We start from the raw sequence: 24,392 nt of genomic DNA, 5'->3' as shown, positions 1-24,392 counted from the left end.
GCGTTAGGAAACTGTGCGCCAGAGTTGCCGTATGAGGAAGTGGCGGAGCGCGGCGGTGACGGCCGCGTGGGTGGCGGTGGGGACGGCCGCGGGGGCGCTCGGCGCCTGGCAGTTGGCGAGTTCGGACGGGGGCGGGGCGGCGCACAGCCGTCCGCTGGACGAGGCGGCGGTGCGCAGGGCGCTGACAGCGACGTCATCGACCCCGTCACCACCCGCGTCATCTCCATCCACCTCCCCTTCGTCAGCCGAGCCGACGCCCACCGAACGTTCCACGGTCCGCTTCACCGGCGGCACGGCGACCGCCGAGTGCCGTCGGGACGGGACGGTGTACCTCGTCTCCTGGAGCCCGGCGGACGGCTTCCACATCGACGACGACGTCGAGCGTGGACCCGGCGCGGTGGCCCGCCTGGAGGCGGAGCCGAGTGACGACGACGAGCGGGACGATCTCGCGTACGAGATCCGGTGCGGGGCGGAGGGGGAGCCGCGGGCGCGGGTGGTGGGGGACGCGGACGACTGAGGGGTGTGCTCCAGACCCCCGGCCCTCCGTCACCCCGACACACTGTCCAAGAACCCCCGCCCCCGCGAAACAGGACGCCCATGTCCTATCCGCATCGTGGACATTTACCCTCGCCCACATGACCCCTCAGCCGAATCCCCAGGTCGGCGCCGCCGTCAAGGCCGCGGACCGCGCGCACGTGTTCCACTCCTGGTCCGCACAGGAGCTGATCGACCCCCTCGCCGTAGCCGGCGCCGAGGGCTCGTACTTCTGGGACTACGACGGAAACCGCTACCTCGACTTCACCAGCGGCCTCGTCTTCACGAACATCGGGTACCAGCACCCGAAGGTCGTCGCCGCGATCCAGGAGCAGGCGGCGACGATGACGACGTTCGCCCCCGCCTTCGCCGTCGAGGCCCGCTCCGAGGCCGCACGCCTCATCGCCGAGCGGACCCCGGGCGACCTCGACAAGATCTTCTTCACCAACGGCGGCGCCGAGGCCGTGGAGAACGCGACCCGCATGGCGCGTCTCCACACCGGCCGCCACAAGGTGCTCTCCGCCTACCGCTCGTACCACGGCGCCACCTCCGCCGCGATCAACCTCACCGGCGACCCCCGCCGCTGGCCCTCCGACAACGGCACGGCGGGCGTCGTCCACTTCTGGGCGCCGTTCCTGTACCGCAGCCCGTTCCACGCGGAGAACGAGCGGCAGGAGTGCGAGCGGGCCCTCCAGCACCTGGAGGACACGATCGCCTTCGAGGGCCCGCAGTCCATCGCGGCGATCATCCTCGAGACCGTCCCGGGCACCGCGGGCATCATGATCCCGCCGCCGGGCTACCTCAAGGGCGTACGCGAGATCTGCGACCGGTACGGCATCGTCTTCATCCTGGACGAGGTCATGGCGGGCTTCGGGCGTACGGGCAAGTGGTTCGCCGCCGAGCACTTCGACGGCGGCATCGTGCCCGATCTCCTCACCTTCGCCAAGGGCGTGAACTCCGGTTACGTCCCGCTCGGCGGCGTCGCCATCTCCGCCGCCATCGCCGAGACCTTCGCGCGCAGGCCCTACCCGGGCGGCCTCACGTACTCCGGGCACCCGCTCGCCTGCGCCGCCGCCGTCGCGACGATCAACGTCATGGAGGACGAGGGCGTCGTCGAGAACGCGGCCCGCGTCGGTACGGAGGTCATCGCTCCGGCCCTCGCGGACCTCGCCGAGCGGCACCCGAGCGTCGGCGAGGTGCGTGGCCTCGGCATGTTCTGGGCCCTGGAGCTGGTCAAGGACAAGACGACCCGCGAGCCGCTGGTCCCGTACAACGCCAGTGGCGAGGCGAACGCCCCCATGGCGGCGTTCGGCGCGGCCGCGAAGAAGCAGGGCCTGTGGCCCTTCATCAACATGAACCGCACCCACGTCGTCCCGCCGTGCAACATCACGGAGACGGAGGCGAAGGAGGGCATCGCGGCCTTGGACGCGGCGCTGACGGTGGCGGACGAACACACGGTGTAACCCCTGAGTACCGCCGGGTGCCGACAAACGAGGTGCCCGGCTCCGGGAACCCCGACCGCGTAGTCTGACGTGCTCGTAAGCGAAGACGACCACGGACGACAACCCGTTCACGACCAGAACGCGGCGGGGGAGGCCCACCAGCATGCCCGCACCCGACGGCCCCGCCGTCATCCGCAGCACTCTGCGCCAGCAGATCGCCGACGCGCTGCGCGACGAGATCCTCGGCGGCCGTCTGGAGCCCGGCCAGGAGTTCACGGTCAAGGAGATCGCCGATCAGTACGGCGTCTCCGCGACCCCCGTCCGCGAGGCCCTGGTGAACCTCGCCGCGCAGGGCCTCCTCGACGCCGACCAGCACCGCGGCTACCGCGTCCACGAGCACTCCCTCGCGGACTACCGCGGCATGCTGGAGGCCCGCAGCCTCGTCTCCGACGGCATCTTCCGCGACCTCATGACCAACGCGGCGGCGCACACCGACGCCGCCGCGGGCCTCGTCTCCGTACGCCGTCGTGGCGAGGAGGCCGCCCGCGCGGCCTGCGCCGGCGACCTGAACGTACTCATCGGCTACGACCTGCGCTTCTGGCGCGAGCTCAGCGCCCTCTTCGGCAACCCCTACCTCTCGGACTTCCTGCACCGCCTGCGCGTCCAGTCCTGGGTCTGCGCCGTCACCTACCTGCGCCGCGCCGTCGAACGCGGCGACGGCGACCTGCGGGGCACCCTGTGGGCCCGGCACACCGACCTCGTCGACGCCCTCGCGCGCCGCGACCCGCAGGCGGCGCACAGAATCGTCGCGGAGTACAACGCCCACTCCCTCGACCTCATCGAGCGGCTGGCGGCCACTGCATGAGCGTGGACCTGACCGTCGTCGTCCCCGCGTACAACGAGGAGCGCCGGCTGGGCCCCACGCTGGCCGCGATCCGCGCGTTCCTGGACGGGACGTACCTGGACGAGACGTACCTGGACGAGGCCGGTCCTGAGGGCAAAGGCGGCCGCTGGGAGCTGATCGTCGTCGACGACGGCTCCACCGACCGCACCGCCGAGATCGCCGTCGACGCGGAGCTCGACGACCCCCGCGTCCACCTCATCCGCTCCGACCGCAACCGCGGCAAGGGCCACGCCCTGCGCCTCGGCGTCCTCGCGTCGCGCGGCGCCCGCGTCCTGGTCACCGACGCCGATCTGGCGACGCCCATCGAGGAGCTGGAGCGCCTCGACAAGGCGCTCACCGACGGCCACGCGGCCGCGGTCGGCTCCCGCGTCGGCGCGGGCGCGACGATCGAGGCCCGCCAGCACCGCCTGCGCGAGCTGCTCGGACGCGGCGGCAACTTCCTCATACGTACGGTCGCCGTCCCCGGAATCCGCGACACCCAGTGCGGATTCAAGCTCTTCGACGGCGACCACGCCCGCGAGGCCTTCGCCGCGTCCCGGCTGTGCGGCTGGGGCATCGACGTCGAGATACTCCAGCACCTGCGCCGCGCCGGCCTGCCGATCGCCGAGGTGCCGGTGCGCTGGGCGCACCAGGAGGGTTCGAAGGTCCGCCCGTTCGACTACGTGAAGGTCCTCGCCGAACTGACCTCGCTGAAGGCCCGCACCCTGCGCCGCACGGACGTCCTCGTCGCGGCCCTCTTCCTGGTCCTGTCGGTCACCCTCTACTCGGGCCGCTGGATCGCACCGGGCGACCGCTATCTCCCCGACTCGCTCCAGGACCAGAACCAGTGGGAGTGGTTCTTCGCGGTGACGGCGGAAAACGTCCGCCACCTCCAGAACCCCCTCTTCACGACCCTCCAGAACTTCCCCGACGGCGTGAACCTCATGGCCAACACGGTCATGCTCGGCCTCTCCGTCCCCTTCGCCCCCGTGACCTGGCTCTTCGGCCCGGCGGTCGCCCTGAACGCGGCGATGACGCTGGGCCTCGCCGCGACCGCGGTCACCTGGTACTGGCTGATCGTCAGGCGTCTCGTACGCCACCGGGGCGCGGCGGCCGTCGGCGCGGCGCTCGCCGCCTTCGCGCCGCCGATGATCAGCCACGCGCACGCGCACCCGAACTTCATGGTCCTGTTCATGATCCCGCTGATCATCGACAGGGCGCTGCGGCTCTGCGAGGGCGACGGCACACGTGTCGTACGCGACGGGATCGTGCTCGGCCTCTTCACGACGTACCAGATCTTCCTCGGCGAGGAACCGCTGCTGCTCGCCGCGCTGGGCATGCTGCTGTTCGCGGCCGCGTACGGGGTGGTGCGCAGGGACGTGGCGAGGGCGGCCTTCGGGCCCCTCGCCCGGGGTCTTGGGATTGCGCTGGCCGTCACGCTCCCCCTCGTCGCGTTCCCCCTGTACTGGCAGTTCTTCGGCCCGCAGAGCTATACGAGCGTGCTGCACGGCGACAACGCGGGCAACAGCCCCCTCGCCCTGCTCTCCTTCGCCGAACGCTCGCTCGCGGGCGACGGGCAGACCGCCGCCGGGCTCTCCCTGAACCCCACCGAGCAGAACGCGTTCTACGGCTGGCCCCTGGTGGCGCTGGCCTTCGCGATCGTCGTACGTCTCTGGGAGCGGGCGGTGGTGAAGGCGCTGGCGTTCACGGCGCTCGCGGCGGCGTTCCTGTCGCTGGGCCCGAAGTTCCGCATCCCGTGGACGGACGTGGTGCTGCCGGGCCCGTGGCGGCCCCTCGCCCATCTCCCCCTCTTCGAGTCGGTCATCGAATCGCGGGTGGCGATGGTGTGCGCCCCGGCGCTCGGCATGCTGGTGGCACTCGCGCTCGCCCGCCTGCTCACGGCCCCGCGCTCGGCTTTTCATTACGCCGGTGTCACCGCCGTCGCGCTGGCCCTGCTGCCGATCGTGCCGATGCCGCTGCGGGCGGTGGAGCGTGCCGAGGTGCCGGCGTTCATCGCCGACGGGACCTGGAAGCGGTACGTGGGGGAGGGCGAATCCCTCGTGCCGGTGCCGCTCCCGGACCCCGCGAACGCGGAGGCACTGCACTGGCAGACGGCCGCCGACCTGGGCTTCCGCCTCCCCGGCGGCTACTTCAACGGGCCGTGGGGCCCGGACCGCGTGGGCATCTACGGGGCGTCGCCCCGCAACACGTCGAACCTCCTGCGGGACGTCCGCTCGGCGGGCCGCGCCCCGCAGATCACCAAGGAGTGGCGCGCCGCCGCCCGCGCCGACCTGGCGTACTGGAAGGCGGGCGTGCTGGTCCTCGCCCCGCAGGCGCATGACGCGGAACTTCGCGTGACGGTCGAGGAACTCCTTGACCGCCCCGCAAAGTGGGTAGACGGCGTGTGGATCTGGGATCTGCACAAGGGCAGCTAGGTGGCTCGCGCCGCGACTACGCTGCCTGAGCGCGGGGAAGGTCCGGGAAGGTCCGACGTCCGACATAGCAGCCGATATGAGCCAACCGATTTGAGGAGCACCCTTGGCCTGTGACCTGTGGCTGGTCCCGCTCGTCGACGTGCTGTGTCACAGCCCCGACAACCCCTTCGCGGAGGAGATCGCGGCGTACGACAAGGCGCTGACCGACGCGGGCCTTCCGCCCGTCCCCGTCTTCTCGTACATGCCGGGCCTGTCGGGGGATGTCGCCCCGGTCGCGGGCTTCGACTACGACGCGCTGCATTTCCTGCGGCGGGCGTACCTGCTCCAGGTGTGCGGCCTGGAGGTGACGCCGGTGGACGAACTGGGCGGGGACTACGAGCAGTTGCTGGAGATGTTCGACGCGACGGCCCAGCAGTCGCATCTGGTCTGGCATTACGACCACGCGGGTGCGTACGTCCCCGTGGACTTCCCTGCGCCCCTCTCGAACGACGAACTGCTCTCGGGCGGCGGGCCGTTGGGCTCGGCGCAGGCGCTGCTGCGGGAACTGGAGTTCGTGGCCCCGTCGATCGGCATAGACCCCGCGAACCCACCGGGCCCACCGACGCCGCCACAGGCCCCCACGTCCCTGGAGGAGCCGGCGGCACCTGCCCCGCACGACGACAGTCCCTTCGCGAGGGAGCGGCATGTGTGGCTGGGGTTGCATGCGGCGACGACGAGGAGTCTCGCGCAGGGCTCAATGATCATCTACAGCTGAGGGCCGCGCCCCGAAGGGGCGCGGGGAACTGCGCGACAAGCCCCCACCGGCCGGCAGGTCCCTCACTGCACCAGCCAGCCGGAGCCCACGTCCTCACCGAGGCTCCGGCGGCCGCTGCCGAGGCATGTTCGGCCGCGCCCCCGGCGGCAACGCGGCCCGCGCAGGGGCAGGCCCCGCCTCCCCCCGGGAGGCGGGGACCAACGCCTGCATGGCAAGCGGCGCGGGCCCGGACCGAAACTCCACCATCCAGTCCGCCGTCTCGGCCCGCACCATCTCCGTCACGTCCTCCGAGAACCGCCGAAGGACCCCCAGGCACCGCTCGGCCGCCTCGCTCGCCGTCCCCTCCGTGGGCCCGAGAACCTCCCGCACACTCTCCGAAGCCCAGTCGAACTGCAGCACCTGCAGCCGCCGCTGCACCGCCTGAGCCGTGGCCACATCCCGCATCCACCCAGACGTCAGACCAAAGAACCGGTCGCACCCCACGCACGCGACCCCCGCCAGCAGCGAGACAAACCCCCACGCGGCGACATCCCCCGCCGCCCCCGCCAGATCGAGCAGCGGAAACACCCCCGCCCCCACGCCCCCCAGCGCCGCGCCCACGCGCGAGAACTGCGCCCCGCGCCGCTTCCACGCGCGGTCGGACAGATACCAGGCCGCCGTGTTGAGCGCCCCCCGCTCCACCCACCGGTACAGCTCGTCGAGCCGCTCGGCCGGCTCGCCCCAGTCGCCGAGCGGGAAGCTCCGCCCCGTCAGATCCCCGGCCCGGGAGCCCTCGGTGCCGCCCCGGGCGCTCTCCCGCGCCCCTGCCCCGGCACCCTGCCCGTGCCCGTCATGGGGCACCCCCTCGGGCTGCATATCCGGCTGGCTCACGGCACTCCCTCTACCTCTACGAGATCCCTGACTGTTCCCTGCGGCGGTTCCGTACGGTAAGCGCCCTGTGACACCTGGTGCTGATGCGCAGCCCTCAGTCCTACCGCCCAATGGGTGGCCATGAGCCCGTTTTCACGGTATTTCCGCCCGGAAGAGGTGCTTGATCAGGTATAGGAGGACCGCTGATCTCACTCGAAAGAGTGCTGGGGCGAGGGCACCCCTGACCACGTAGGCTCATTACAGGTGGAAACCCCGCCATACAAACCGTCATGAACCGTCACAGACAGGAGCTGATCGTGATCCCCGGTGGTGGCCAGCCCAACATGCAGCAGCTGCTCCAGCAGGCCCAGAAGATGCAGCAGGACCTCGCGGCCGCGCAGGAGGAGCTCGCTCGCACGGAGGTCGAGGGCCAGGCGGGCGGCGGTCTCGTCAAGGCGACGGTCAACGGCTCGGGCGAGCTGCGCGGCCTCGTCATCGACCCCAAGGCGGTCGACCCGGAGGACACGGAGACCCTCGCCGACCTGATCGTCGCGGCGGTCCAGGCGGCGAACGAGAACGCGCAGGCGCTCCAGCAGGAGAAGCTGGGCCCGCTCGCGCAGGGCCTGGGAGGCGGCGGCATCCCGGGCCTTCCCTTCTAAGAAACCCCCCGGCCAACTACGGTACGTATCAGAGCCAGACCCTAGAAACAGACAGCTAGACAGCTAGACAGACGGATAGAAGGAAAGGCGTCCCGTGTACGAAGGCGTGGTCCAGGACCTCATCGACGAGTTGGGCAGGCTGCCCGGCGTCGGTCCCAAGAGCGCGCAGCGGATCGCCTTCCACATCCTGCAGACGGAGCCGACGGACGTACGCCGTCTCGCGCACGCCCTCCTTGAGGTGAAGGACAAGGTCCGCTTCTGCGCAACGTGCGGAAACGTGGCGCAGGAGGAACTCTGCAACATCTGCAGGGACCCCCGCCGCGACCTGTCGGTCATCTGCGTGGTGGAGGAGCCCAAGGACGTCGTAGCGATCGAGCGCACCCGCGAATTCCGCGGGAAGTACCACGTCCTGGGCGGCGCGATCAGCCCGATCGAGGGAGTGGGCCCGGACGACCTGCGCATACGAGAACTCCTGTCCAGGCTCGCGGATGGCACGGTCACGGAACTCATCCTGGCCACGGACCCGAACCTGGAGGGCGAGGCCACGGCGACGTACCTCGCGCGCATGATCAAGCCCATGGGCCTGAAGGTCACCCGCCTGGCCAGCGGGCTCCCTGTCGGGGGAGATCTGGAATACGCGGACGAGGTCACTCTGGGCCGCGCTTTCGAGGGGAGACGACTCCTAGATGTCTAAGCAGCAGAAGTCGCAGACGCAGCAGTCCGACGCCGGAGCCGACGCCGGAGCGAAGCTGATCCACTCCACGTCCCAGGACCCGGACTCCTTCGCGGTGCAGATCTCGGACCAGATCGAGAGCTTCATCGTGGCGGTGACGGAGGTGGCCAAGGGCGACGAGCCGGACTCGGCGGTCCCCTTCCTCCTCCTGGAGGTCTCCCAACTCCTCCTGGCCGGCGGCCGCCTGGGCGCGCACGAGGACATCGTCCCCGAGGAGCGCTACGAGCCGGACCTCGGCCCGGAGCGCGACGTGGACGACATCCGCGAACGCCTGGCGCTCCTCTTGGAGCCGGTAGACGTCTACTCGGAGGTCTTCGACCCCTACGAGCCCCGCAAGGCCCCGGTCGCGGCCCGCATCTCGGACGACTTGGCGGACGTGGTCGCGGACCTCTCGCACGGCCTGGCGCACTACCGCGCGGGCCGCACGACCGAGGCCCTCTGGTGGTGGCAGTTCTCGTACTTCTCCAACTGGGGCTCAACGGCCTCGGCCGCCCTCCGGGCCCTCCAGTCCCTGGTGGCACACGTGAGGCTGAACCAGCCGCTCGAGGACCTGAACGGCCTGGACACGGACGAGGACCTGGCAGAGGACGCGTTGGCGGAGGCGGCGGGCAAGGTCATGGCGGAGGAGCTTGCGGGGCCACTGGGCCTGCGCTCGATCCAGTAGCCGCCGAGTCCCGGGGCGCGAAGCTCTGGGGCCCCTGACTCGCGGTCGGCGTTCACTCGTTGGGCTGGGCGTATAAGGATTTCCTTTTACCCGCTTGCGTCGTACGCTGAGATGCAGAGCATGAACTGGGAGATCAACCTCCACCCGTCGGTGGAGCTGTGGCTGCTCAAGCTGACAGAGGAGGATCCGGTGACTGCGGACCTCGTTGAGGCAGCGGTCGACATGTTGGCGGAGAACGGGCCCGCGCTGGGCCGACCGCTTGTCGACAGGCTCTACGGATGCCGGACCCATAACCTCAAGGAGCTGCGGCCGGGAAGCGCCGGCCGCAGCGAGGTCCGCATCCTGTTCGTCTTCGATCCCAAGCGGCAGGCGATTCTGTTGGTAGCCGGAGACAAGGCTGGTCGTTGGAGCGACTGGTACCGCGATTCGGTCCCGGCGGCTGAGGCGCGCTACGACGAGTATCTGGCCGGTGTGGATGCGGATGGGACTGCAGAAGACGGAGGCGCCCGATGAGTCGGCGCAGTAGCTGGACAGAGGTCAAGCGTCGGATGCGCGAAAGCCAGCCCGAGGTGTCCGATGCCGCATGGGAGCAGCGCAAGCAGGCGGCGCGTGCTGCGACTGAGGCGTACGTGCTGGGGCACCATCTGCGGGAAATCCGCGAGGAGCAAGGGCTGACGCAGGCGCAGGTTGCCGGTTCGGTCGGTATTTCTCAGGCGAGGGTGTCGCAGATCGAGCGGGGCGAGATCCATAACTTGGAGACCATGCGTACTTATGCGGCGGCGCTGGGCGCCAAGATCACGGTGTCCATCGAGTACGGCGATCGGATCGTCGGAGCCGCCTGACTGGGGCGAAATGGCCCTGAACGGCGCCCAGTTGCGCACTACGGCGATACGCTTGATACGTAACTGCGCTAGGGGGCGGGGGCCATGGCGGACGAGGCGTGGGCAGGGCTTGCCGAGGCGATCGGCGCGATCCGCGGGGAGCTGCAGCGGGCAGCCGACGAGGGCCGGGGGCAGGGAGTCCAATTCCGCACCGGTCCGGTGGAGTTGGAGTTCTCCGTAGACGTACGCGTGGACGGCGAGGCGCGGGCGAAGGTGTTCGTGCTGCCGTTCAGCGCGGAGGCGAAGGCGGCGAGGGCCAAGGGGACGGTGAGCAGAGTCAAGCTCACCCTCCAGCCGGTGGACCCGGAGACGGCGGAGGACGCGCGGGTCGGCGACGAGTCGGCTGATGAGCGCCCCGAGTAGGGCGGCGGTCACCCCATGGACGTACGACGGGTCATGGAGATCTGGAGCCCGTCGGGCAAGCGGGCGGGCAGCGGTTATCTGGTTGCGGACCGGCTGGTTCTGACGGCGCTTCACAATGTGGCGGGCGGGGCACGGGAGTTGGAGGTCCGCCGGCTCGATCCGGAGGGTCGTACGCGCTGGTCCGCTGCGGAAGTGCTGTGGCCGGAGCAGGGCCAGGAGCCGGACTTGGAGCGGGAGCCGCAGGCGGACGCGGCGCTGATCCGCATCACGGGGCCTGACTGGACACCGCCGGGCGATGCTTCGGCCCCGGTGCGGTGGGGCCGCATCGAGCCGCAGGCCGGCGAGTCCCAACTCTCTTGCCTGGCAGTCGGTTTCCCTCGTTCGGAGATACGCGACCGGACCCGGGACACGAAGGAGATCCGAGGCCACGTCGAGACCCTGACCGGCCTGAAGTCGGGCGGCCTGATCACGGCGTACGTCGATGGGGTCGCCGCACCGAGCAAGCCGGACGAGAAGTCGCGGTGGGCGGGGGCGTCGGGGGCTGCGCTGTTCGCACGGGGGCGGCTGGTCGGGGTGGTCACGACCGACCGGGCTCGAGATTACGAGGCGGATCAGCTCACGGCGGTGGCCGTGGCGACGCTGGCGGCGCGGCCGGGCTTCGCGATGGCGGTGAAGGCGGCGGGTGGCGACTTGGTCCTGGAGGACGTCACGGCGGCGACGCCTGCTGAGCCACCGCGTACGGCCTACGACATCGAAGCCCCGCCCGGCCTGCACAACCTCCCGGACCTGCCGTCGCGGATCTTCGTCGGCCGTGAGGAAGTCCTGTCCGAGCTGGACCGCGCCCTCGCAGAGGACTCCCAGACGATCACGCAGACCCTCCATGGGCTCGGCGGCGTCGGGAAGACGACTCTGGCGTGGCACTATGCCCACGATCACGTGGGGGAGTACCGCCTGGTGTGGTGGATCCGGGCGGATACGCCGGAGCTCATAGACGCGGGCTTGGCCGCGCTCGCCGCCCGACTCCGGGGAGACCTCGCTCCCATGGCCACCGCGCAGGCCGTCTCGTGGGCGATTGGGTGGCTGCAGACTCATCCGGGGTGGCTGCTGGTGTTCGACAACGTGGTGAAACCGCAGGACGTCCGGGAGTTCACGGGGCAACTCCGCGATTCTGGACGCCAGTTGATCACCAGCCGGTGCAGAGGAGGTTGGGTCGGCGAGCCGATCGCACTCCAGGTGTTGGACGCCGAGTCCTCGCTGGACCTGCTCACGCGCCTGACGAGCGGGGGCGACGAGGACGATGCCCGGACCTTGGCCGAGGTGCTGGGCCACTTGCCCCTCGCCCTGGAGCAGGCGGGAGCCTTCATCGCGCAGTCCGAGATCACCGTCGGTGCGTACCTGAACATGCTGCGGGACCACCCGGAAAAGGCCACCGACGCGGCCCCGGAGGGCTCGGACCCCGCACGGACCGTGGCGCGGGTCTGGCGGATCACCCTGGACGCACTACACGAACGTGACCCCCGCGCGGTGGACCTCCTGCGCATCGCGGCCTGGTACGCCCCCACAGAAATCCCCCGAGACCTGTTCGCCTCGCTCACCGACAATCCCGTAGACGTCGCACGAATCCTGGCACTGCTGGCCGAATACAACATGATCACGCTCACCCGGACGACAATCGGCGTCCATCGCCTCGTCCAGACGGTGGCCCGCACCCCATCGGAAGACGACCCGTACCGCACCGAGGCCCTCATCACCGCAGCCCGTGACCGAGCCACGGTTCGGATGAGCGACGCGCTCCCGAGTGATCCCCTGGCCAACGTGAAGGGATGGCCGACGTGGAGGAATCTCCTGCCGCACGCGGAGGCTCTGCTCAAGGCCTGGAGGCCTGCTGAGGACACGGCGGACACTCACCGAGTCCTCAATGAGGTTGCGACGTATCTCGAGGGGCAAGGCGAGGTCCGCAAGGCCACTGAGTTCTTCCACCGAGCTCTGGAAGCAGCTACTCGGGTGTTGGGTGCGGATCACCCGGACACACTGACGTCGAGGAACAACCTGGCTGGCGCGTATGAGTCGGCGGGTGACGTGGGGCGTGCGATCCCGTTGTACGAGCAGACGTTGGCCGATCGGCTGCGGGTGTTGGGTGCGGATCACCCGGACACGCTGACGTCGAGGAACAACCTGGCTGGCGCGTATGAGTCGGCGGGTGATGTGGGGCGTGCGATCCCGTTGCACGAGCAGACGTTGGCCGATTGCCTGCGGGTGTTGGGTGCGGATCACCCGGACATGCTGACGTCGAGGAGCAACCTGGCTGGCGCGTATGAGTCGGCGGGTGACGTGGGGCGTGCGATCCCGTTGCACGAGCAGACGTTGGCTGATCGGCTGCGGGTGTTGGGTGCGGATCACCCGGACACGCTGACGTCGAGGAACAACCTTGCCTATGCGTATGAGTCGGCGGGTGATGTGGGGCGTGCGATCTCGTTGCTCGAGCAGACGTTGGCTGATCGGCTGCGGGTGTTGGGTGCGGATCATCCGGACACGCTGACGTCGAGGAGCAACCTGGCTGGCGCGTATGAGTCGGCGGGTGATGTGGGGCGTGCGATCCCGTTGTACGAGCAGACGTTGGCCGATTGCCTGCGGGTGTTGGGTGCGGATCATCCGGACACGCTGACGTCGAGGAACAACCTTGCCTATGCGTATGAGTCGGCGGGTGATGTGGGGCGTGCGATCCCGTTGTACGAGCAGACGTTGGCCGATTGCCTGCGGGTGTTGGGTGTGGATCATCCGGACACGCTGAAGTCGAGGAGCAACCTTGCCTATGCGTATAGGTCGGCGGGTGATGTGGGGCGTGCGATCTCGTTGCACGAGCAGACGTTGGCTGATCGGCTGCGGGTGTTGGGTGTGGATCATCCGGACACGCTGAGGTCGCGGAACAACCTGGCCTACGCGTACCAGGTGGCGGGTGATGTGGGGCGTGCGATCCCGTTGCACGAGCAGACGTTGGCCGATTGTGTCCGAGTACTAGGCCAGGACCACCCGACGACGAAGATCGTGCGCGAGAACTTGGCCACCACCCGATCGGAAGCCTCGCCGGCTACTGACTGACCAGGCCGCTCAGCGCCCCCAGCAGCCGCCCCGCCTCCACATACGGCGCCGTAACCGTCGGCTCCGAGTGCCAGGTCAGCGGCCACGTATTGCCCTCCAGCGCCGGAATCCCGATGTACGTCACCGTGCGCGGCGTCCCGAAACGCTGCACGCCCAGGGGCCACCGGTGCTCCTTCGCCGACCCCGGTGCCACCAGGAAGTACATCCACCGGAAGCCGGTTGCCTCGCAGATGACGGGGCCGGCGTCACCCTCCGTCTCCGCGATCAGCCGCGCGGCGACCTGTTCTCCTCGTACGCCCTGGATGCGCAGTGCGTCGAAGTGGACGCCGGACACGCGGAGTTGGTGCCCCGCCAAAGGCACCCACTCGGGCCAGTGAATTGCGTTCGTCATGGTCACACGGTGCGGGGCGCGGGGCTACGCTCGGTAGTGACTGAGGGGATACACGCGTAGGTGTATCCGTCGGAGGGGGCCGCTGTGTCCGTTGAGTACAACCCGACGTGGCGTTACGGCGGGAATCAAATGAAGCGGTGGCGACTCAAGGCGGGCGGTACGCGCGAGGAGTTGGGCGCTGCCTGTAACTACTCTCCGGACACCATCAAGGCCATGGAGCAGGGTGTGCGAATGCCTACGCCCAGGGCGCTGGACGCGGCCGACGAGTTGTTCCACGCGGAGGGCCTGCTCAGCGCGGCGAAGGATTACGTGAAGCGGGAGCCATATCCCGCGAGGGCACAGGACTTCATGCTGTACGAGCAGCAGGCGATCACCGTGTGGTGGTACGAACCGTTGCTGATCCCAGGGCCGTTGCAGACCGAGTCGTTCGCACGGAGGCTGATCGGTAACCACGTTCCGCCCCTTGATGAAGAGACCATCGAGGAACGGGTTGCGGCGCGGCTGGAGCGACAGGAGATCCATACTCGCAAGCCGCTCGTGGCGTGCAGCTATGTCGTGTACGAGGCGGCGCTGGTCGCTCCGTACGTCGCCAAGGACCAATTGCTGCACCTCTTGGAGGTCGGTCGGCGTCACAACGTATCGATCCAGGTGCTGCCGTTCAGCCGGGCGATGACCGCTGCCCTTCATGGCGAGATGATTCTGTTGGAGACGCGGGACCATGAACGTCTCGCGTATACGGAGGCACCGTCGACGAGTCAGCTGACCGCCGACCCGGAGGTAATGACCGCTCAGACAGAACGGCTTAGCCTGATCCGCAGCATGGCTCTCGATCCTGACGAGTCGGCACGCTTCATCGAGCGGATGGTGGAGACCTGTGAGCGATGAGCTGAAGTGGTTCAAGTCCAGTTACAGCGACCCTGAGGGGGGCGCCTGCCTCGAAGCAGCCCTGGACTGGCGCAAGTCGACGTACAGCGATGGCGAAGGCGGCGCTTGCGTAGAGATGGCCACCTGCACCCCCACCACCGTCCACATCCGCGACTCCAAGCTCCCCGAGAGCCCGGAACTCACAATCCCCGCCCCTGCCTGGAAAGCCTTCATCTCCGCAGTTCAGCCCGGAGCTTGAGCCCCGGGCTTCGGGCTCCGAGCCCCAAGCTCCTCCCTTGGTTTTGGTTGGTTTGGTTGGGTTCTAAATCAACCAACTAACCAACCCGATAACGGAGTTGAGCCCTCCGTCACCCTCAAGAGTGACGTTCCGTGATCAGCTTGCGCCAGAACGTAAAGCCGCTCTACGTTCGCGGCAATAGAACGGCCCCGGCCGGTGCGCCAACACCGAAAGCCGAGGCCTAGTCCTACGATCGAACGCGAGTCGACCGTGGCATACGCCAACCCTAATCCTGTCCTGCCGTCCCCGTCCCACCCGATGGCCAAAACGGGCTACGGCAAACGCCTCGCGGATGACGAAGAACCGTACAGCGAAGCCGATTTCGCACATCTGGGCACCCGCGAGGCCGAACTCGCGACGTTCATCGACCACCTCGAAGACGGCGCCGCGATGGGCTACAAGGACCTCGCCGCCGCGCACCCCCGGTACGGCCAGCAAGCCATCCGCACCTCGCTGCGACGGCTGACCGAGGCCGGCCACCTCCGCTGGGTCAAGGAGCACCTCACCGTCGAGGACAACTCGATGCGCTGGGTGACCAGGACGTACTGGTCACGGATCCCCAGGTCAGAGGAATGGTGGGCCGATTTCGTCCGCGCCCGGCACGGGCGGGACGTGACCCACGACCACCACCCGGGCCTCGCCCGCACCAGCGAACCGACCCCAGAGCCGCCCGAGTCGGAAGCCGCACCGGCCGCCGAGAACACCACCCCCGCCTACCGCACCCTCGCCCAACTCCGCACCGCCGACCCCCGCATGGCCCTCTCGGAGGGCGAATGCAAGCAGCTGGAGCCCCGTGCAGCGGAATGGCTGGCCCGCGGAGCCACCCCGCAGGACATCACCCGCGCCCTCACCGAAGGGCTGCCACCCACCGTCACCAACCCCGGCGGCCTCGCCCGCACCCGATTGGAGAGCAAGATGCCCCCCAAGCCGAACCCCAAGACCCGCGCCCGCGTCCACGTCACCCGCGCCGTCATGGTCTGCGGATTCTGCGAAGAGCCCGAGACCACGGCGGAGCTGGTCCACGGGATCTGCGCCGACTGCCGAGCGGAGTGCGACGCGTTCGAAGCGGAGGAAGCCCGCCTGGGCATCCAGATCGGATACGTACCCGACACGTTCCTGACCCGCCCACGCACTGCGGCACCGGTGATGGATGTGACCGAGCGGGTGGCGGAGCTGAGGCGCGCCGCCGGTCTGCCGACGGCGCGAGGTGGCGTATGAGCGTGCAGGACGTGCCGGTCCGGGCACCATGGAGTCAAGGAGGCGACGCCATGACCCCCAGCACCACCGACCGGCCCCAGATGTCCGTCGAGGAGTTCGAGGAGCTCGAGCGCCATGCGCCGGAGACGGTGCGGCTGGAGTTCATCAACGGAAAGGTCATGGTCAAGCCCGTGCCGGACGGCAACCACAGGGAGATCTGCATGTGGCTGCTCAGGCAGTGCATGCAGCAGCGGCCGGAGCTGGGGCTTTATCAGGAGGGCGGGCTGAAGACCGAGACGTACCGCAAGGGCCGTGCCCGCGCGGACGGCGTGCTGGCTCCTACCGGCAGTTTCAAGGGGCATGGCGAATGGTCGGACACGTCCGCTGTGCTGATGGCCGTGGAGGTCACCTCGTTCGACTCCGACACCAATCGTCGTGACCGCGTGGAGAAGCCGGACGGCTACGCGGCAGCAGGCATCCCCGTGTATCTCCTGATCGACCGTGATGACTGCTCGGTCACCGTGTTCACGGACCCGGAGGACGGTCGCTACCGCAAGCTGGAGAACCACCGTTTCGGTGCTGTGGTCCAGCTACCCGCTCCCGTGGACATCGCCCTGGAAACCGAGGCACTGAAGGAGTTCGTGGAGTGAAGGCCCCAGCCGACCCGAACCTGTGACCCACCCCACTTTCCGGAGTGCCCCACTCCACAGCGGGCATGCGACAAGCCGAGCGGTCGGAACGTACCTCCCGAGCAGCGGGAGCGTATGCCCGTGATGATCACGTAGTGAGCGGGACATCTCACCATGTGGTATTTGCGAGGCGAATTTCGACCGCTCGTTAGACTGAGCCGACCGCAGCAGTGCGGTAAGACACGGACTGAGCGAGGAGCGCACGTGAGCCTTGTCGTGCAGAAGTACGGAGGCTCCTCCGTAGCCGATGCCGAGGGCATCAAGCGGGTCGCCAAGAGGATTGTCGACGCCAAGAAGAACGGCCATCAGGTCGTTGTCGTGGTGTCCGCCATGGGTGACACGACGGATGAGTTGATCGATCTTGCCGGGCAGGTATCCCCGATCCCTGCCGGGCGCGAATTCGACATGCTGCTGACCGCCGGAGAGCGGATCTCCATGGCCCTCCTTGCCATGGCGATCAAAAACCTGGGCCACGCGGCCCAGTCGTTCACCGGCAGCCAGGCCGGTGTCATCACCGACTCCGTCCACAACAAAGCGCGGATCATCGATGTGACACCGGGGCGGATCCGGGCCTCGATCGACGAGGGCAACATCGCCATCGTCGCCGGGTTCCAGGGAGTCAGCCAGGAGGGCAAGAACATCACCACGCTGGGTCGTGGTGGGTCGGACACGACCGCTGTCGCCCTCGCCGCCGCCCTCGACGCCGAGGTCTGCGAGATCTATACCGATGTCGACGGTGTCTTCACCGCCGATCCGCGGGTCGTGAAGAAGGCCCGGAAGATCGACTGGATCAGCTTCGAGGACATGCTGGAGCTCGCGAGCTCCGGCTCCAAGGTGCTGCTTCACCGCTGTGTGGAGTACGCCCGCCGTTACAACATCCCGATTCACGTGCGATCGTCCTTCTCGGGACTTCAGGGCACGTGGGTCAGCAACGAACCGCAAGGGGACCGCAAGGTGGAGCAGGCCATCATCTCCGGTGTCGCGCACGACACCTCGGAGGCCAAGATCACGGTCGTCGGCGTGCCGGACAAGCCGGGCGAGGCCGCCTCGATCTTCCGCGCGATCGCGGACTCCGGGGTCAACATCGACATGATCGTCCAGAATGTCTCGGCCGCCTCGACCGGGTTGACCGACATTTCCTTCACGCTGCCCAAGGCCGAGGGGCGGAAGGCCATCGACGCGCTCGAGAAGACGCGGTCGGCCATCGGGTTCGAGTCTCTTCGGTACGACGACCAGATCGCCAAGATCTCGCTGGTCGGCGCCGGCATGAAGACGAACCCCGGCGTCACCGCCGCCTTCTTCGAGGCGCTCAGCGACGCGGGGGTCAACATCGAGCTGATCTCGACCTCTGAGATCCGCATCTCGGTCGTCACCCGCGCCGACGACGCGAACGAGTCCGTGCGCGCCGTGCACACCGCCTTCGGGCTCGACTCGGACACCGATGAGGCCGTGGTCTATGGAGGCACCGGCCGATGACCCGTAAGCCGACGCTCGCGGTCGTCGGAGCGACCGGGGCCGTCGGCACGGTCATGCTCCAGATCCTGTCGCAGCACGCCGACATCTGGGGCGAGATCCGACTCGTCGCCTCACCGCGTTCGGCCGGCCGGAAGGCCGCCGTGCGCGGTGAGGAGGTCGAGGTCCTCGCACTGGGCGAGGACGTCTTCGACGGTGTGGACGTGGCGATGTTCGACGTGCCCGACGAGGTCGCGGCGCAGTGGGCGCCGATCGCCGCCGCCAAGGGTGTCGTCGTGGTCGACAACTCCGCCGCCTTCCGGATGGACCCGGACGTGCCGCTGGTCGTCCCCGAGGTCAATCCGCATGCCGCGCGCGTACGCCCGCGCGGCATCGTCGCCAATCCCAATTGCACGACCCTGTCGATGATCGTGGCCATTGGCGCGCTGCATGCCGAGTTCGGTCTGCGCGAGCTGGTCGTCTCCTCGTATCAGGCCGTGAGCGGGGCGGGCCGGGATGGTGTGGACACGTTGCGCCGCCAGATGCAGCTGGTGGCCGGCACTGAGCTGGGCACGAGCCCCGGTGACGTACGACGTGCCGTCGGGGACGACACGGGGCCCTTCCCCGAGCCCGTGGCGCTGAACGTCGTGCCGTGGGCCGGGACTCTGCGGGACGACGGCTGGTCGTCCGAGGAGATGAAGGTGCGGGACGAGTCGCGCAAGATCCTCGGCCTGCCGGATCTCAAGGTCGCCGCCACGTGCGTACGCGTTCCCGTCGTCACGACGCACTCGCTGACCGTCCACGCGCGCTTCGAGGACAAGGTCACCGTCGACCGCGCGCGCGAGATCCTCGCCACCGCTCCGGGTGTCGTGCTCTTCGACAATCCTGCCGCCGGTGAGTTCCCGACGCCCGCCGACGTGGTGGGGACCGACCCGACCTGGGTGGGGCGGGTGCGGCGCTCGCTGGACGATCCGGCCGCACTTGAGCTTTTTGTCTGTGGGGACAATCTGCGCAAGGGGGCCGCATTGAACACCGCGCAGATCGCCGAGCTGGTGGCCGCCGAGTTCACCGGGCGTTAGTCCGCGGGCCCTTCAAGGGTCCCTGCGGGCTCCGCGAAGAGTTCCTCGGGGCTCCGCGAAGAGTTCCTCGGGGCTCCCCGAAGCGGAAGTCTCTGTGGGATCTGTGTAAGTTCTGTGTCCAACTCGGTGGCCAGGACCGCTTGAACTGGACCATCGCCGCGTTCGAAGATTCGCCCCCGTCCACTGCAACCGGCAGCAGGGCGGGGCGCGTCTCTGTGATCGCCCTCAGGGGGCGGCTCGAAGCGCTGCAAAAAATGGGCATAGGGGAAGAGCTGGTACGCATGGGGGCATTTGATGCTTCGTCACCGTCGGAGACGGTGCCTGCCGCAAACGCGTTGCGCGATGCGTACAACCCTCACGGGGGTAGGCGTGTCCAACAGGCGTGGCAGAGGTACTCGATTTCACAGCGGTTCAGGCGAGGGGCGCGGCCCTTCGCCCGCCTCGCCGTCCCCGTGCGCCCGCCGGTATGCCGGTGATCGCGCCCATGCCCACCACGCGGTCCGCCCGCATCCCGGCACAGCGCGAGGGCGCTGACGAGACGATGAGCGCGGGCACCACAGTCGACCACCTGACCGAGACCTACCGCGCCCACTACAGGTCGCTGCTCGGCCTGGCGGCGCTGCTCCTCGACGACACGGCGTCCTGCGAGGACGTCGTGCAGGAGGCGTTCATCCGGGTGCACTCGGCGCGCAAGCGCGTGCGGGACCCCGAGAAGACCTTGGCCTACCTCCGCCAGACCGTCGTGAATCTGTCGCGGTCCGCGCTGCGGCGCCGGATCCTGGGTCTGAAGCTGCTCTCCAAGCCGATGCCGGACATGGCGAGCGCGGAGGAGGGGGCGTACGACCTCCTGGAGCGGGACGAGCTGATCAAGGCGATGCGCGGACTTCAGCGCCGCCAGCGCGAGGTCCTCGTCCTGCGGTACTTCGCGGACATGACCGAGGCGCAGGTCGCCGAGACATTGGGCATATCGCTCGGCTCGGTGAAGGCGTACGGTTCGCGCGGGATCGCGGCTCTCCGGATCGCCATGGAGGCGCCGGCATGAGCAAGCATGAGCATGAGTACGGGCGAGAGCGCGATGAGCACGCCGAGAACGCCAAGAACGCCGAGTTTGAGCAGCACGCTGGGGACGGAACTGTGAACCACGGCCAGGACCAGGGCGAGGACCGGGGCGAGGAATCGACCGGACCGAAGGCGGGCACTGGCACGGACGCGGGCGCTGCCGACGGCTTCGGCTCGGACGAACTGGCGCTGCGCCGCATGATGCGGCAGGCCGTCCAGGAGATCGAGCCGGGCGACCGCGCCCTTGAGCGCCTTCGGTACGCGGTCCCGGCCCGCCGCGCGCGCAAGCGCCAGGCCGTGGTCGGCATGGCCGCCGCGGCGCTCTTCATCGGTACGGCGATCCCCGCCCTCGTGCATGTCACGAACTCGGGCGGCGGCTCGGACGACCGTCCTTCGATAGCCGGCAACAGCGAGCAGACGCAGGGCGGTTCGAGCCAGGGCAAGGGTCCGGACGGGGGCGAGAAGGGCGAGGGCAGCCACTCCGGCCCCTCCAAGGACAAGAAAGACAAGAAGGGCAAGAAGGGCGACAAGGGCGACAAGGGGAAGGGTGAGGCCAGCAGCGGCGCGACCGGCGGCCCCGACCCCTCGGGCACGGCGTCCACGGACTCGCCCGCCTGCACGATCGACCAGCTCGGCAACGCCTCGGGCACCGCGGGCGCGGCGGAGGCCGACGGCAAGGTGTACGGCTCCTTCCGGGTCGCCAATGTCTCCGGCAGCAGCTGCACGGTCAGCGCGGCGGGATCCGTCTCGACGGCGGTGACGGGCGCGGCCGACCCGGCGAAGATCAGCGTCGTCGACCATGTGGCGGGCGATGCGGCGTCGGCGCTGCCGGATCCCGCGGAGGCGGTGAGCCAGCTGGTCCTCAAGCCGGGTGCGGCGTACGAGGTCCGCTTCGCGTGGGTGCCGTCGGAGGCGTGCCCCACGGAGGGCGGCGAGCCTTCCCCCGACCCTTCTCCGACGGAGGACGCCAGTGGCGGCGGGGCCGGCGGCACGGACGGCGGCGCGCCTGGCGGTACGGAACCGCAGATGGTCCGCGAGGACGGCGGCGTCGCGGACGGCGGCGTGACGGTGTCCCTCACGGCATCGGCGGGTGCGCCGTCGGCGGGGGCGACGATCGGCAATGCGTGCGCCGGGACGGTCTACCGAACGGGCATGCTGTCGGCTTCTTAGCGGGGCTCCGGCCGCAATCTCTCAGCCCGTCCGGCGTTTGAGGACGAACTCGGCGAAGCCGGTGATTTTCCGGTGTGCACACGGCCGGCGAAGCCGGAAAATTTCGGGAAGGGGCGGGGTTCGGGAAAGAAACCCCTAGGCCCCGCGAACCACTTCCGGCCCAGACTCCACCGCATCCGGCAGCAGCCCAAGCTCCGCGTCCCGCGCGAACTCCCGCTCCCGCCGGAACAAGCGGAACCACATGAACACCACGAACCCCGCGAAGACGAACCACTCCCCGGTGTAGCCGAGGTTCTGGAACGCCTTGAGGTCAAGACCGGAGTTCTCCGGAGCGGCCGCCGGCACCGGCTTCATGCCGGAGTCGCCCTTCTCCAGCGTCACCCACGCGTCGTACACATCACCGGGAACCAGGTTCACCAGCGACGCCGCACTGATCGCGCCGAGCTGCCCGTCCGGCAGCCCTCCCGCCGCACTGACCCCGTTCGCCCCGGGGTTCTCGGAGGCCTGCAGCGCCCCCGTCACGGTGACCTCCCCGGACGGCGCGGCCGGCACCTTCGCCGAACCCGCGCCCGCCTTCCCCGGCAGCCACCCCCGCACGACCGGCAGCTCCTTGCCGCTGTCCGTGCGCAGCAGCGTCAGGACGTAGTAACCGGACTTGTCGTCCAACTTCCGGTCCGGCACGAGGAGTTGCTTGCCGTACCGCCCCGTCGCCGACGCCAGCTCCCCGGACGTCTCCTTGTCGACGGGGAGGAGGGAGTCCAGCGGCCGGGCCTCCGACGCGTCACGGGACGGCGAGGCCTGCCGGTCGGCCTTCTCCTGCGCGGCGTCATGCGCCTCGACGCGGTCCTCGAAGCGTGCCAGCTGCCATGACCCCATGAAGATGCAGACGGGGATGGCCAGCAGGACGAAGACGTTGATCCCCCACCAGCGGGGCGTCAGCAGGAACCGGTACACACCCCCACGGTACGGGGCCCTTGCGGCGCCCGGCCCGTGGGGGTCCGTCCCCCCTTGCGGAGGTGCCGCTAGCGAAGGTGCCGCTGCGCGAAGTCCAGTTCCAACCGCACCTGCTTGATCCGCTCGCCCACGACGAGCGAGCCGTGCCCCGCGTCGTACCGGTACACCTCGTGCACCGCCTCCCGCGCCTTCAGCCGGTCCACATAGTTGTCGATCTGGCGGATCGGGCAGCGGGGGTCGTTGACGCCCGCCGAGATGTAGACCGGCGCCTTCACCGCGTCCACGTACGTCAGCGGGGACGACGCCTCGAAGCGCTCGGGGACCTCCTCCGGCGTACCGCCCAGGAGCGTGCGGTCCATCGCCTTCAGGGCCTCCATCTCGTCGTGGTACGCCGTCACATAGTCCGCGACCGGCACCGCGGCCAGGCCGAGCGCCCAGGCGTCGGGCTGGGTGCCGAGGCCGAGGAGGGTGAGATAGCCGCCCCACGAGCCGCCGGCCAGGACGATCCGGTCCGGGTCCGCGAGGCCCGACGTCACCGCCCACTCCCGCACCGCCGCGATGTCCTCCAGCTCGATCAGACCGACCCGGTGCTTCAGCGCGTCCGTCCACTCCCGGCCGTACCCGGTGGAACCGCGGTAGTTGACCCGCACCACCGCGTACCCGTGGTCCACCCAGGCCGCGGGGCCCGCGGCGAACGCGTCGCTGTCGTGCCACGTCGGCCCGCCGTGGATCTCGAAGACGGTCGGGAGCGGTCCGCTCGCGCCCTCCGGCTTCTGTACGAGGGCGTGGACCCGGCCGCCGGGACCCTCCACCCACACGTCCTCCACCGGCACGGACGCCGGGGCCTTCATGCCCGGCGGGTCGAGCACGACGCCGCCCGCCGTCGACCGCACCACCGGCGGCTCGGCGGCCGACGACCACAGGTACTCCACGCTGCCGTCCGGCCGCGCGGTCGCCCCCGAAACCGACCCCGCGGGAGTGTCGACCCTGACGAGATCACCCGAGCCGAACCCGTACCGGAACAGCTCGCTGCGGGCCTCGAAGCTGTGCGCGATGAGCAGCGCGGAGCCGTCCGGATACCACTCGGCGCTCACGTCACCCGGCAGGTCGAGGGCCAGGTCCGTCTCCTCGCCCGTGGCGACGTCCCACACCATCGGCTCCCAGCGGCCGCGCCGCTGATGCCCGACGAGCAGCCGCGCGTCCCCGTCGACCGGCGCGAAGCCGAGCACCTCAAGGCCCAGCTCGACCGTGCCGCCCTCGGTGTCGTCGAGCTCGGCGACCATCGACCCGTCCGGCCTGACCACCCGCAGCGCGGAGTGCATCGCGTCGCCGTGCTCCGTGTGCTCGACGGCGATCAGGGAGCCGTCGTGGGAGAGGTCGCCGACGCCCGCGGACTCGCGGTGGCGGTAGATCTCGACGGGGTCCGCGCCCGGGGAACGTACGACATGGATCGTCGAACCGTCCTCGTCCGTGGAGCGCCCGACGACGGACATCCGCCCGTCCCGCGCGAGGGCCAGCCCCGCCGGATACGACGCTTCGAGTCCCGGTACCGCGGGCTCGTCGGTGCCGCCGCCCGCGAAGGGCTGGCGCATCCACACGCCGAACTCGTCGCCGTCCTTGTCGTTGAACCACCAGATCCACTCGCCGTCCGGCGTGAGGACGCCGTCCGTCGTGCCGTTCGCCCGGTCCGTCACCTGGCGCTGCTCGCCGGTCGCCCGGTCCCACGCGTACAGCTCGTACGTCCCTGTCGCGTTCGACACGAACAAGGAGCGGCTCGGAGCCTCCTCCGCCCAGTCCGGCAGCGAGACCCGCGGCGCACGGAACCGCTTCTCCCAGTCCGGCATCCCCGCACCCGCATTGCGCACATCGCCCACATCGCTCATGGACCCCATAGTGCACGCCCGCGCCGACAATCCGCTGGCGAGGGTCCCCAGCCTGTGGAT

Annotated in this window: 24 protein-coding genes; 20 read left to right on the top strand and 4 right to left on the bottom strand. The window is 69.3% G+C overall.

Going from position 1 to position 24,392, the window contains the following annotated elements; genetic code table 11:
- Nucleotides 1–31: 31 nt before the first annotated feature.
- The 5 genes from OG453_RS02410 (at nucleotide 32) to OG453_RS02390 (ending at nucleotide 6,048) form a co-directional block, all read left to right on the top strand.
- Nucleotides 32–517 (top strand): hypothetical protein, encoded by a 486-nt coding sequence (locus tag OG453_RS02410; protein WP_266864018.1) that lies wholly within the window; start codon nucleotides 32–34, stop codon nucleotides 515–517.
- 118 nt (nucleotides 518–635) lie between these two features.
- Complete coding sequence (locus OG453_RS02405) at nucleotides 636–1,997, top strand: aspartate aminotransferase family protein (RefSeq protein WP_266864016.1); 1,362 nt, start codon at nucleotides 636–638, stop codon at nucleotides 1,995–1,997.
- 142 nt (nucleotides 1,998–2,139) lie between these two features.
- A complete protein-coding gene (locus OG453_RS02400) occupies nucleotides 2,140–2,841 on the top strand; it encodes a GntR family transcriptional regulator (protein ID WP_266864014.1) in 702 nt (233 codons plus the stop codon).
- Nucleotides 2,838–5,294, top strand: coding sequence for a dolichyl-phosphate beta-glucosyltransferase (locus OG453_RS02395; protein WP_266864012.1), 2,457 nt, complete (start codon nucleotides 2,838–2,840; stop codon nucleotides 5,292–5,294). The genes OG453_RS02400 and OG453_RS02395 overlap by 4 nt, the downstream gene beginning before the upstream one ends.
- Before the next feature lie 103 nt (nucleotides 5,295–5,397).
- Nucleotides 5,398–6,048, top strand: coding sequence for a hypothetical protein (locus OG453_RS02390; protein ID WP_266864010.1), 651 nt, complete (start codon nucleotides 5,398–5,400; stop codon nucleotides 6,046–6,048).
- Between the two features lie 93 nt (nucleotides 6,049–6,141).
- Here OG453_RS02390 and OG453_RS02385 read toward each other — a convergent pair whose 3' ends face one another.
- A complete protein-coding gene (locus tag OG453_RS02385; RefSeq protein WP_266864008.1) occupies nucleotides 6,142–6,918 on the bottom strand; it encodes an SLATT domain-containing protein in 777 nt (258 codons plus the stop codon).
- A gap of 296 nt (nucleotides 6,919–7,214) precedes the next feature.
- On the opposite strand from OG453_RS02385, the gene OG453_RS02380 reads away from it, so the two are divergent.
- From OG453_RS02380 to OG453_RS02350, 7 genes are all read left to right on the top strand, one after another.
- On the top strand, nucleotides 7,215–7,556 hold the full coding sequence (locus tag OG453_RS02380; RefSeq protein ID WP_266869678.1) for a YbaB/EbfC family nucleoid-associated protein: 342 nt from the start codon (nucleotides 7,215–7,217) through the stop codon (nucleotides 7,554–7,556).
- 94 nt (nucleotides 7,557–7,650) lie between these two features.
- A complete protein-coding gene (gene recR / locus OG453_RS02375; protein ID WP_266864006.1) occupies nucleotides 7,651–8,250 on the top strand; it encodes a recombination mediator RecR in 600 nt (199 codons plus the stop codon).
- Entirely contained in the window at nucleotides 8,243–8,953 is a 711-nt protein-coding gene (locus OG453_RS02370) for a DUF5063 domain-containing protein (RefSeq protein ID WP_266864004.1), read from the top strand. Before recR ends, OG453_RS02370 begins: the two co-directional genes overlap by 8 nt.
- A gap of 120 nt (nucleotides 8,954–9,073) precedes the next feature.
- The gene (locus tag OG453_RS02365; RefSeq protein ID WP_266864002.1) at nucleotides 9,074–9,466 is read left to right on the top strand and encodes a type II toxin-antitoxin system RelE/ParE family toxin; all 393 of its coding nucleotides are present in this window, start codon (nucleotides 9,074–9,076) and stop codon (nucleotides 9,464–9,466) included.
- A gap of 35 nt (nucleotides 9,467–9,501) precedes the next feature.
- Complete coding sequence (locus OG453_RS02360) at nucleotides 9,502–9,795, top strand: helix-turn-helix domain-containing protein (protein WP_266864000.1); 294 nt, start codon at nucleotides 9,502–9,504, stop codon at nucleotides 9,793–9,795.
- Between the two features lie 84 nt (nucleotides 9,796–9,879).
- The gene (locus tag OG453_RS02355; protein WP_266863998.1) at nucleotides 9,880–10,197 is read left to right on the top strand and encodes a trypco2 family protein; all 318 of its coding nucleotides are present in this window, start codon (nucleotides 9,880–9,882) and stop codon (nucleotides 10,195–10,197) included.
- Nucleotides 10,198–10,230: 33 nt separating this feature from the next.
- Nucleotides 10,231–13,296, top strand: coding sequence for a tetratricopeptide repeat protein (locus tag OG453_RS02350; protein WP_266863996.1), 3,066 nt, complete (start codon nucleotides 10,231–10,233; stop codon nucleotides 13,294–13,296).
- Here the strand turns inward: OG453_RS02350 and OG453_RS02345 are convergent.
- A complete protein-coding gene (locus OG453_RS02345) occupies nucleotides 13,286–13,687 on the bottom strand; it encodes a hypothetical protein (protein WP_266863994.1) in 402 nt (133 codons plus the stop codon). The two genes, OG453_RS02350 and OG453_RS02345, sit on opposite strands and share 11 nt — an antisense overlap.
- Nucleotides 13,688–13,771: 84 nt before the next feature.
- Between OG453_RS02345 and OG453_RS02340 the strand changes: the two genes are divergently transcribed.
- The 8 genes from OG453_RS02340 to OG453_RS02305 all read left to right on the top strand — a co-directional run bounded on the left by OG453_RS02340 (nucleotide 13,772) and on the right by OG453_RS02305 (nucleotide 21,495).
- Nucleotides 13,772–14,572, top strand: coding sequence for a helix-turn-helix transcriptional regulator (locus OG453_RS02340; protein WP_266863992.1), 801 nt, complete (start codon nucleotides 13,772–13,774; stop codon nucleotides 14,570–14,572).
- The gene (locus tag OG453_RS02335) at nucleotides 14,562–14,810 is read left to right on the top strand and encodes a DUF397 domain-containing protein (protein WP_266863990.1); all 249 of its coding nucleotides are present in this window, start codon (nucleotides 14,562–14,564) and stop codon (nucleotides 14,808–14,810) included. The genes OG453_RS02340 and OG453_RS02335 overlap by 11 nt, the downstream gene beginning before the upstream one ends.
- A 297-nt stretch (nucleotides 14,811–15,107) precedes the next feature.
- On the top strand, nucleotides 15,108–16,067 hold the full coding sequence (locus tag OG453_RS02330) for a hypothetical protein (protein WP_266863988.1): 960 nt from the start codon (nucleotides 15,108–15,110) through the stop codon (nucleotides 16,065–16,067).
- 50 nt (nucleotides 16,068–16,117) lie between these two features.
- Complete coding sequence (locus OG453_RS02325) at nucleotides 16,118–16,696, top strand: Uma2 family endonuclease (RefSeq protein ID WP_266863986.1); 579 nt, start codon at nucleotides 16,118–16,120, stop codon at nucleotides 16,694–16,696.
- Between the two features lie 243 nt (nucleotides 16,697–16,939).
- Complete coding sequence (locus tag OG453_RS02320; RefSeq protein ID WP_135334655.1) at nucleotides 16,940–18,211, top strand: aspartate kinase; 1,272 nt, start codon at nucleotides 16,940–16,942, stop codon at nucleotides 18,209–18,211.
- On the top strand, nucleotides 18,208–19,266 hold the full coding sequence (locus tag OG453_RS02315; RefSeq protein WP_266863981.1) for an aspartate-semialdehyde dehydrogenase: 1,059 nt from the start codon (nucleotides 18,208–18,210) through the stop codon (nucleotides 19,264–19,266). Before OG453_RS02320 ends, OG453_RS02315 begins: the two co-directional genes overlap by 4 nt.
- A gap of 382 nt (nucleotides 19,267–19,648) precedes the next feature.
- Complete coding sequence (locus OG453_RS02310; protein ID WP_266863979.1) at nucleotides 19,649–20,308, top strand: SigE family RNA polymerase sigma factor; 660 nt, start codon at nucleotides 19,649–19,651, stop codon at nucleotides 20,306–20,308.
- Nucleotides 20,305–21,495, top strand: coding sequence for a hypothetical protein (locus tag OG453_RS02305; protein WP_266863977.1), 1,191 nt, complete (start codon nucleotides 20,305–20,307; stop codon nucleotides 21,493–21,495). Before OG453_RS02310 ends, OG453_RS02305 begins: the two co-directional genes overlap by 4 nt.
- Before the next feature lie 135 nt (nucleotides 21,496–21,630).
- On the opposite strand, the gene OG453_RS02300 is transcribed toward OG453_RS02305, so the two are convergent.
- Nucleotides 21,631–22,449, bottom strand: a complete 819-nt coding sequence (locus tag OG453_RS02300) for an SURF1 family protein (protein WP_266863975.1) — start codon at nucleotides 22,447–22,449, stop codon at nucleotides 21,631–21,633.
- 68 nt (nucleotides 22,450–22,517) lie between these two features.
- Nucleotides 22,518–24,332 carry a prolyl oligopeptidase family serine peptidase gene (locus tag OG453_RS02295; RefSeq protein WP_266863973.1) on the bottom strand — a complete coding sequence of 605 codons (1,815 nt, stop codon included), beginning with the start codon at nucleotides 24,330–24,332 and terminating at the stop codon, nucleotides 22,518–22,520.
- Nucleotides 24,333–24,392: the final 60 nt, after the last annotated feature.

It is taken from the genome of Streptomyces sp. NBC_01381 (assembly GCF_026340305.1).
Taxonomy (GTDB): domain Bacteria; phylum Actinomycetota; class Actinomycetes; order Streptomycetales; family Streptomycetaceae; genus Streptomyces.
Note: the sequence above shows the minus strand (reverse complement) of the source record. Positions and strands in the feature narration are given on the sequence as shown.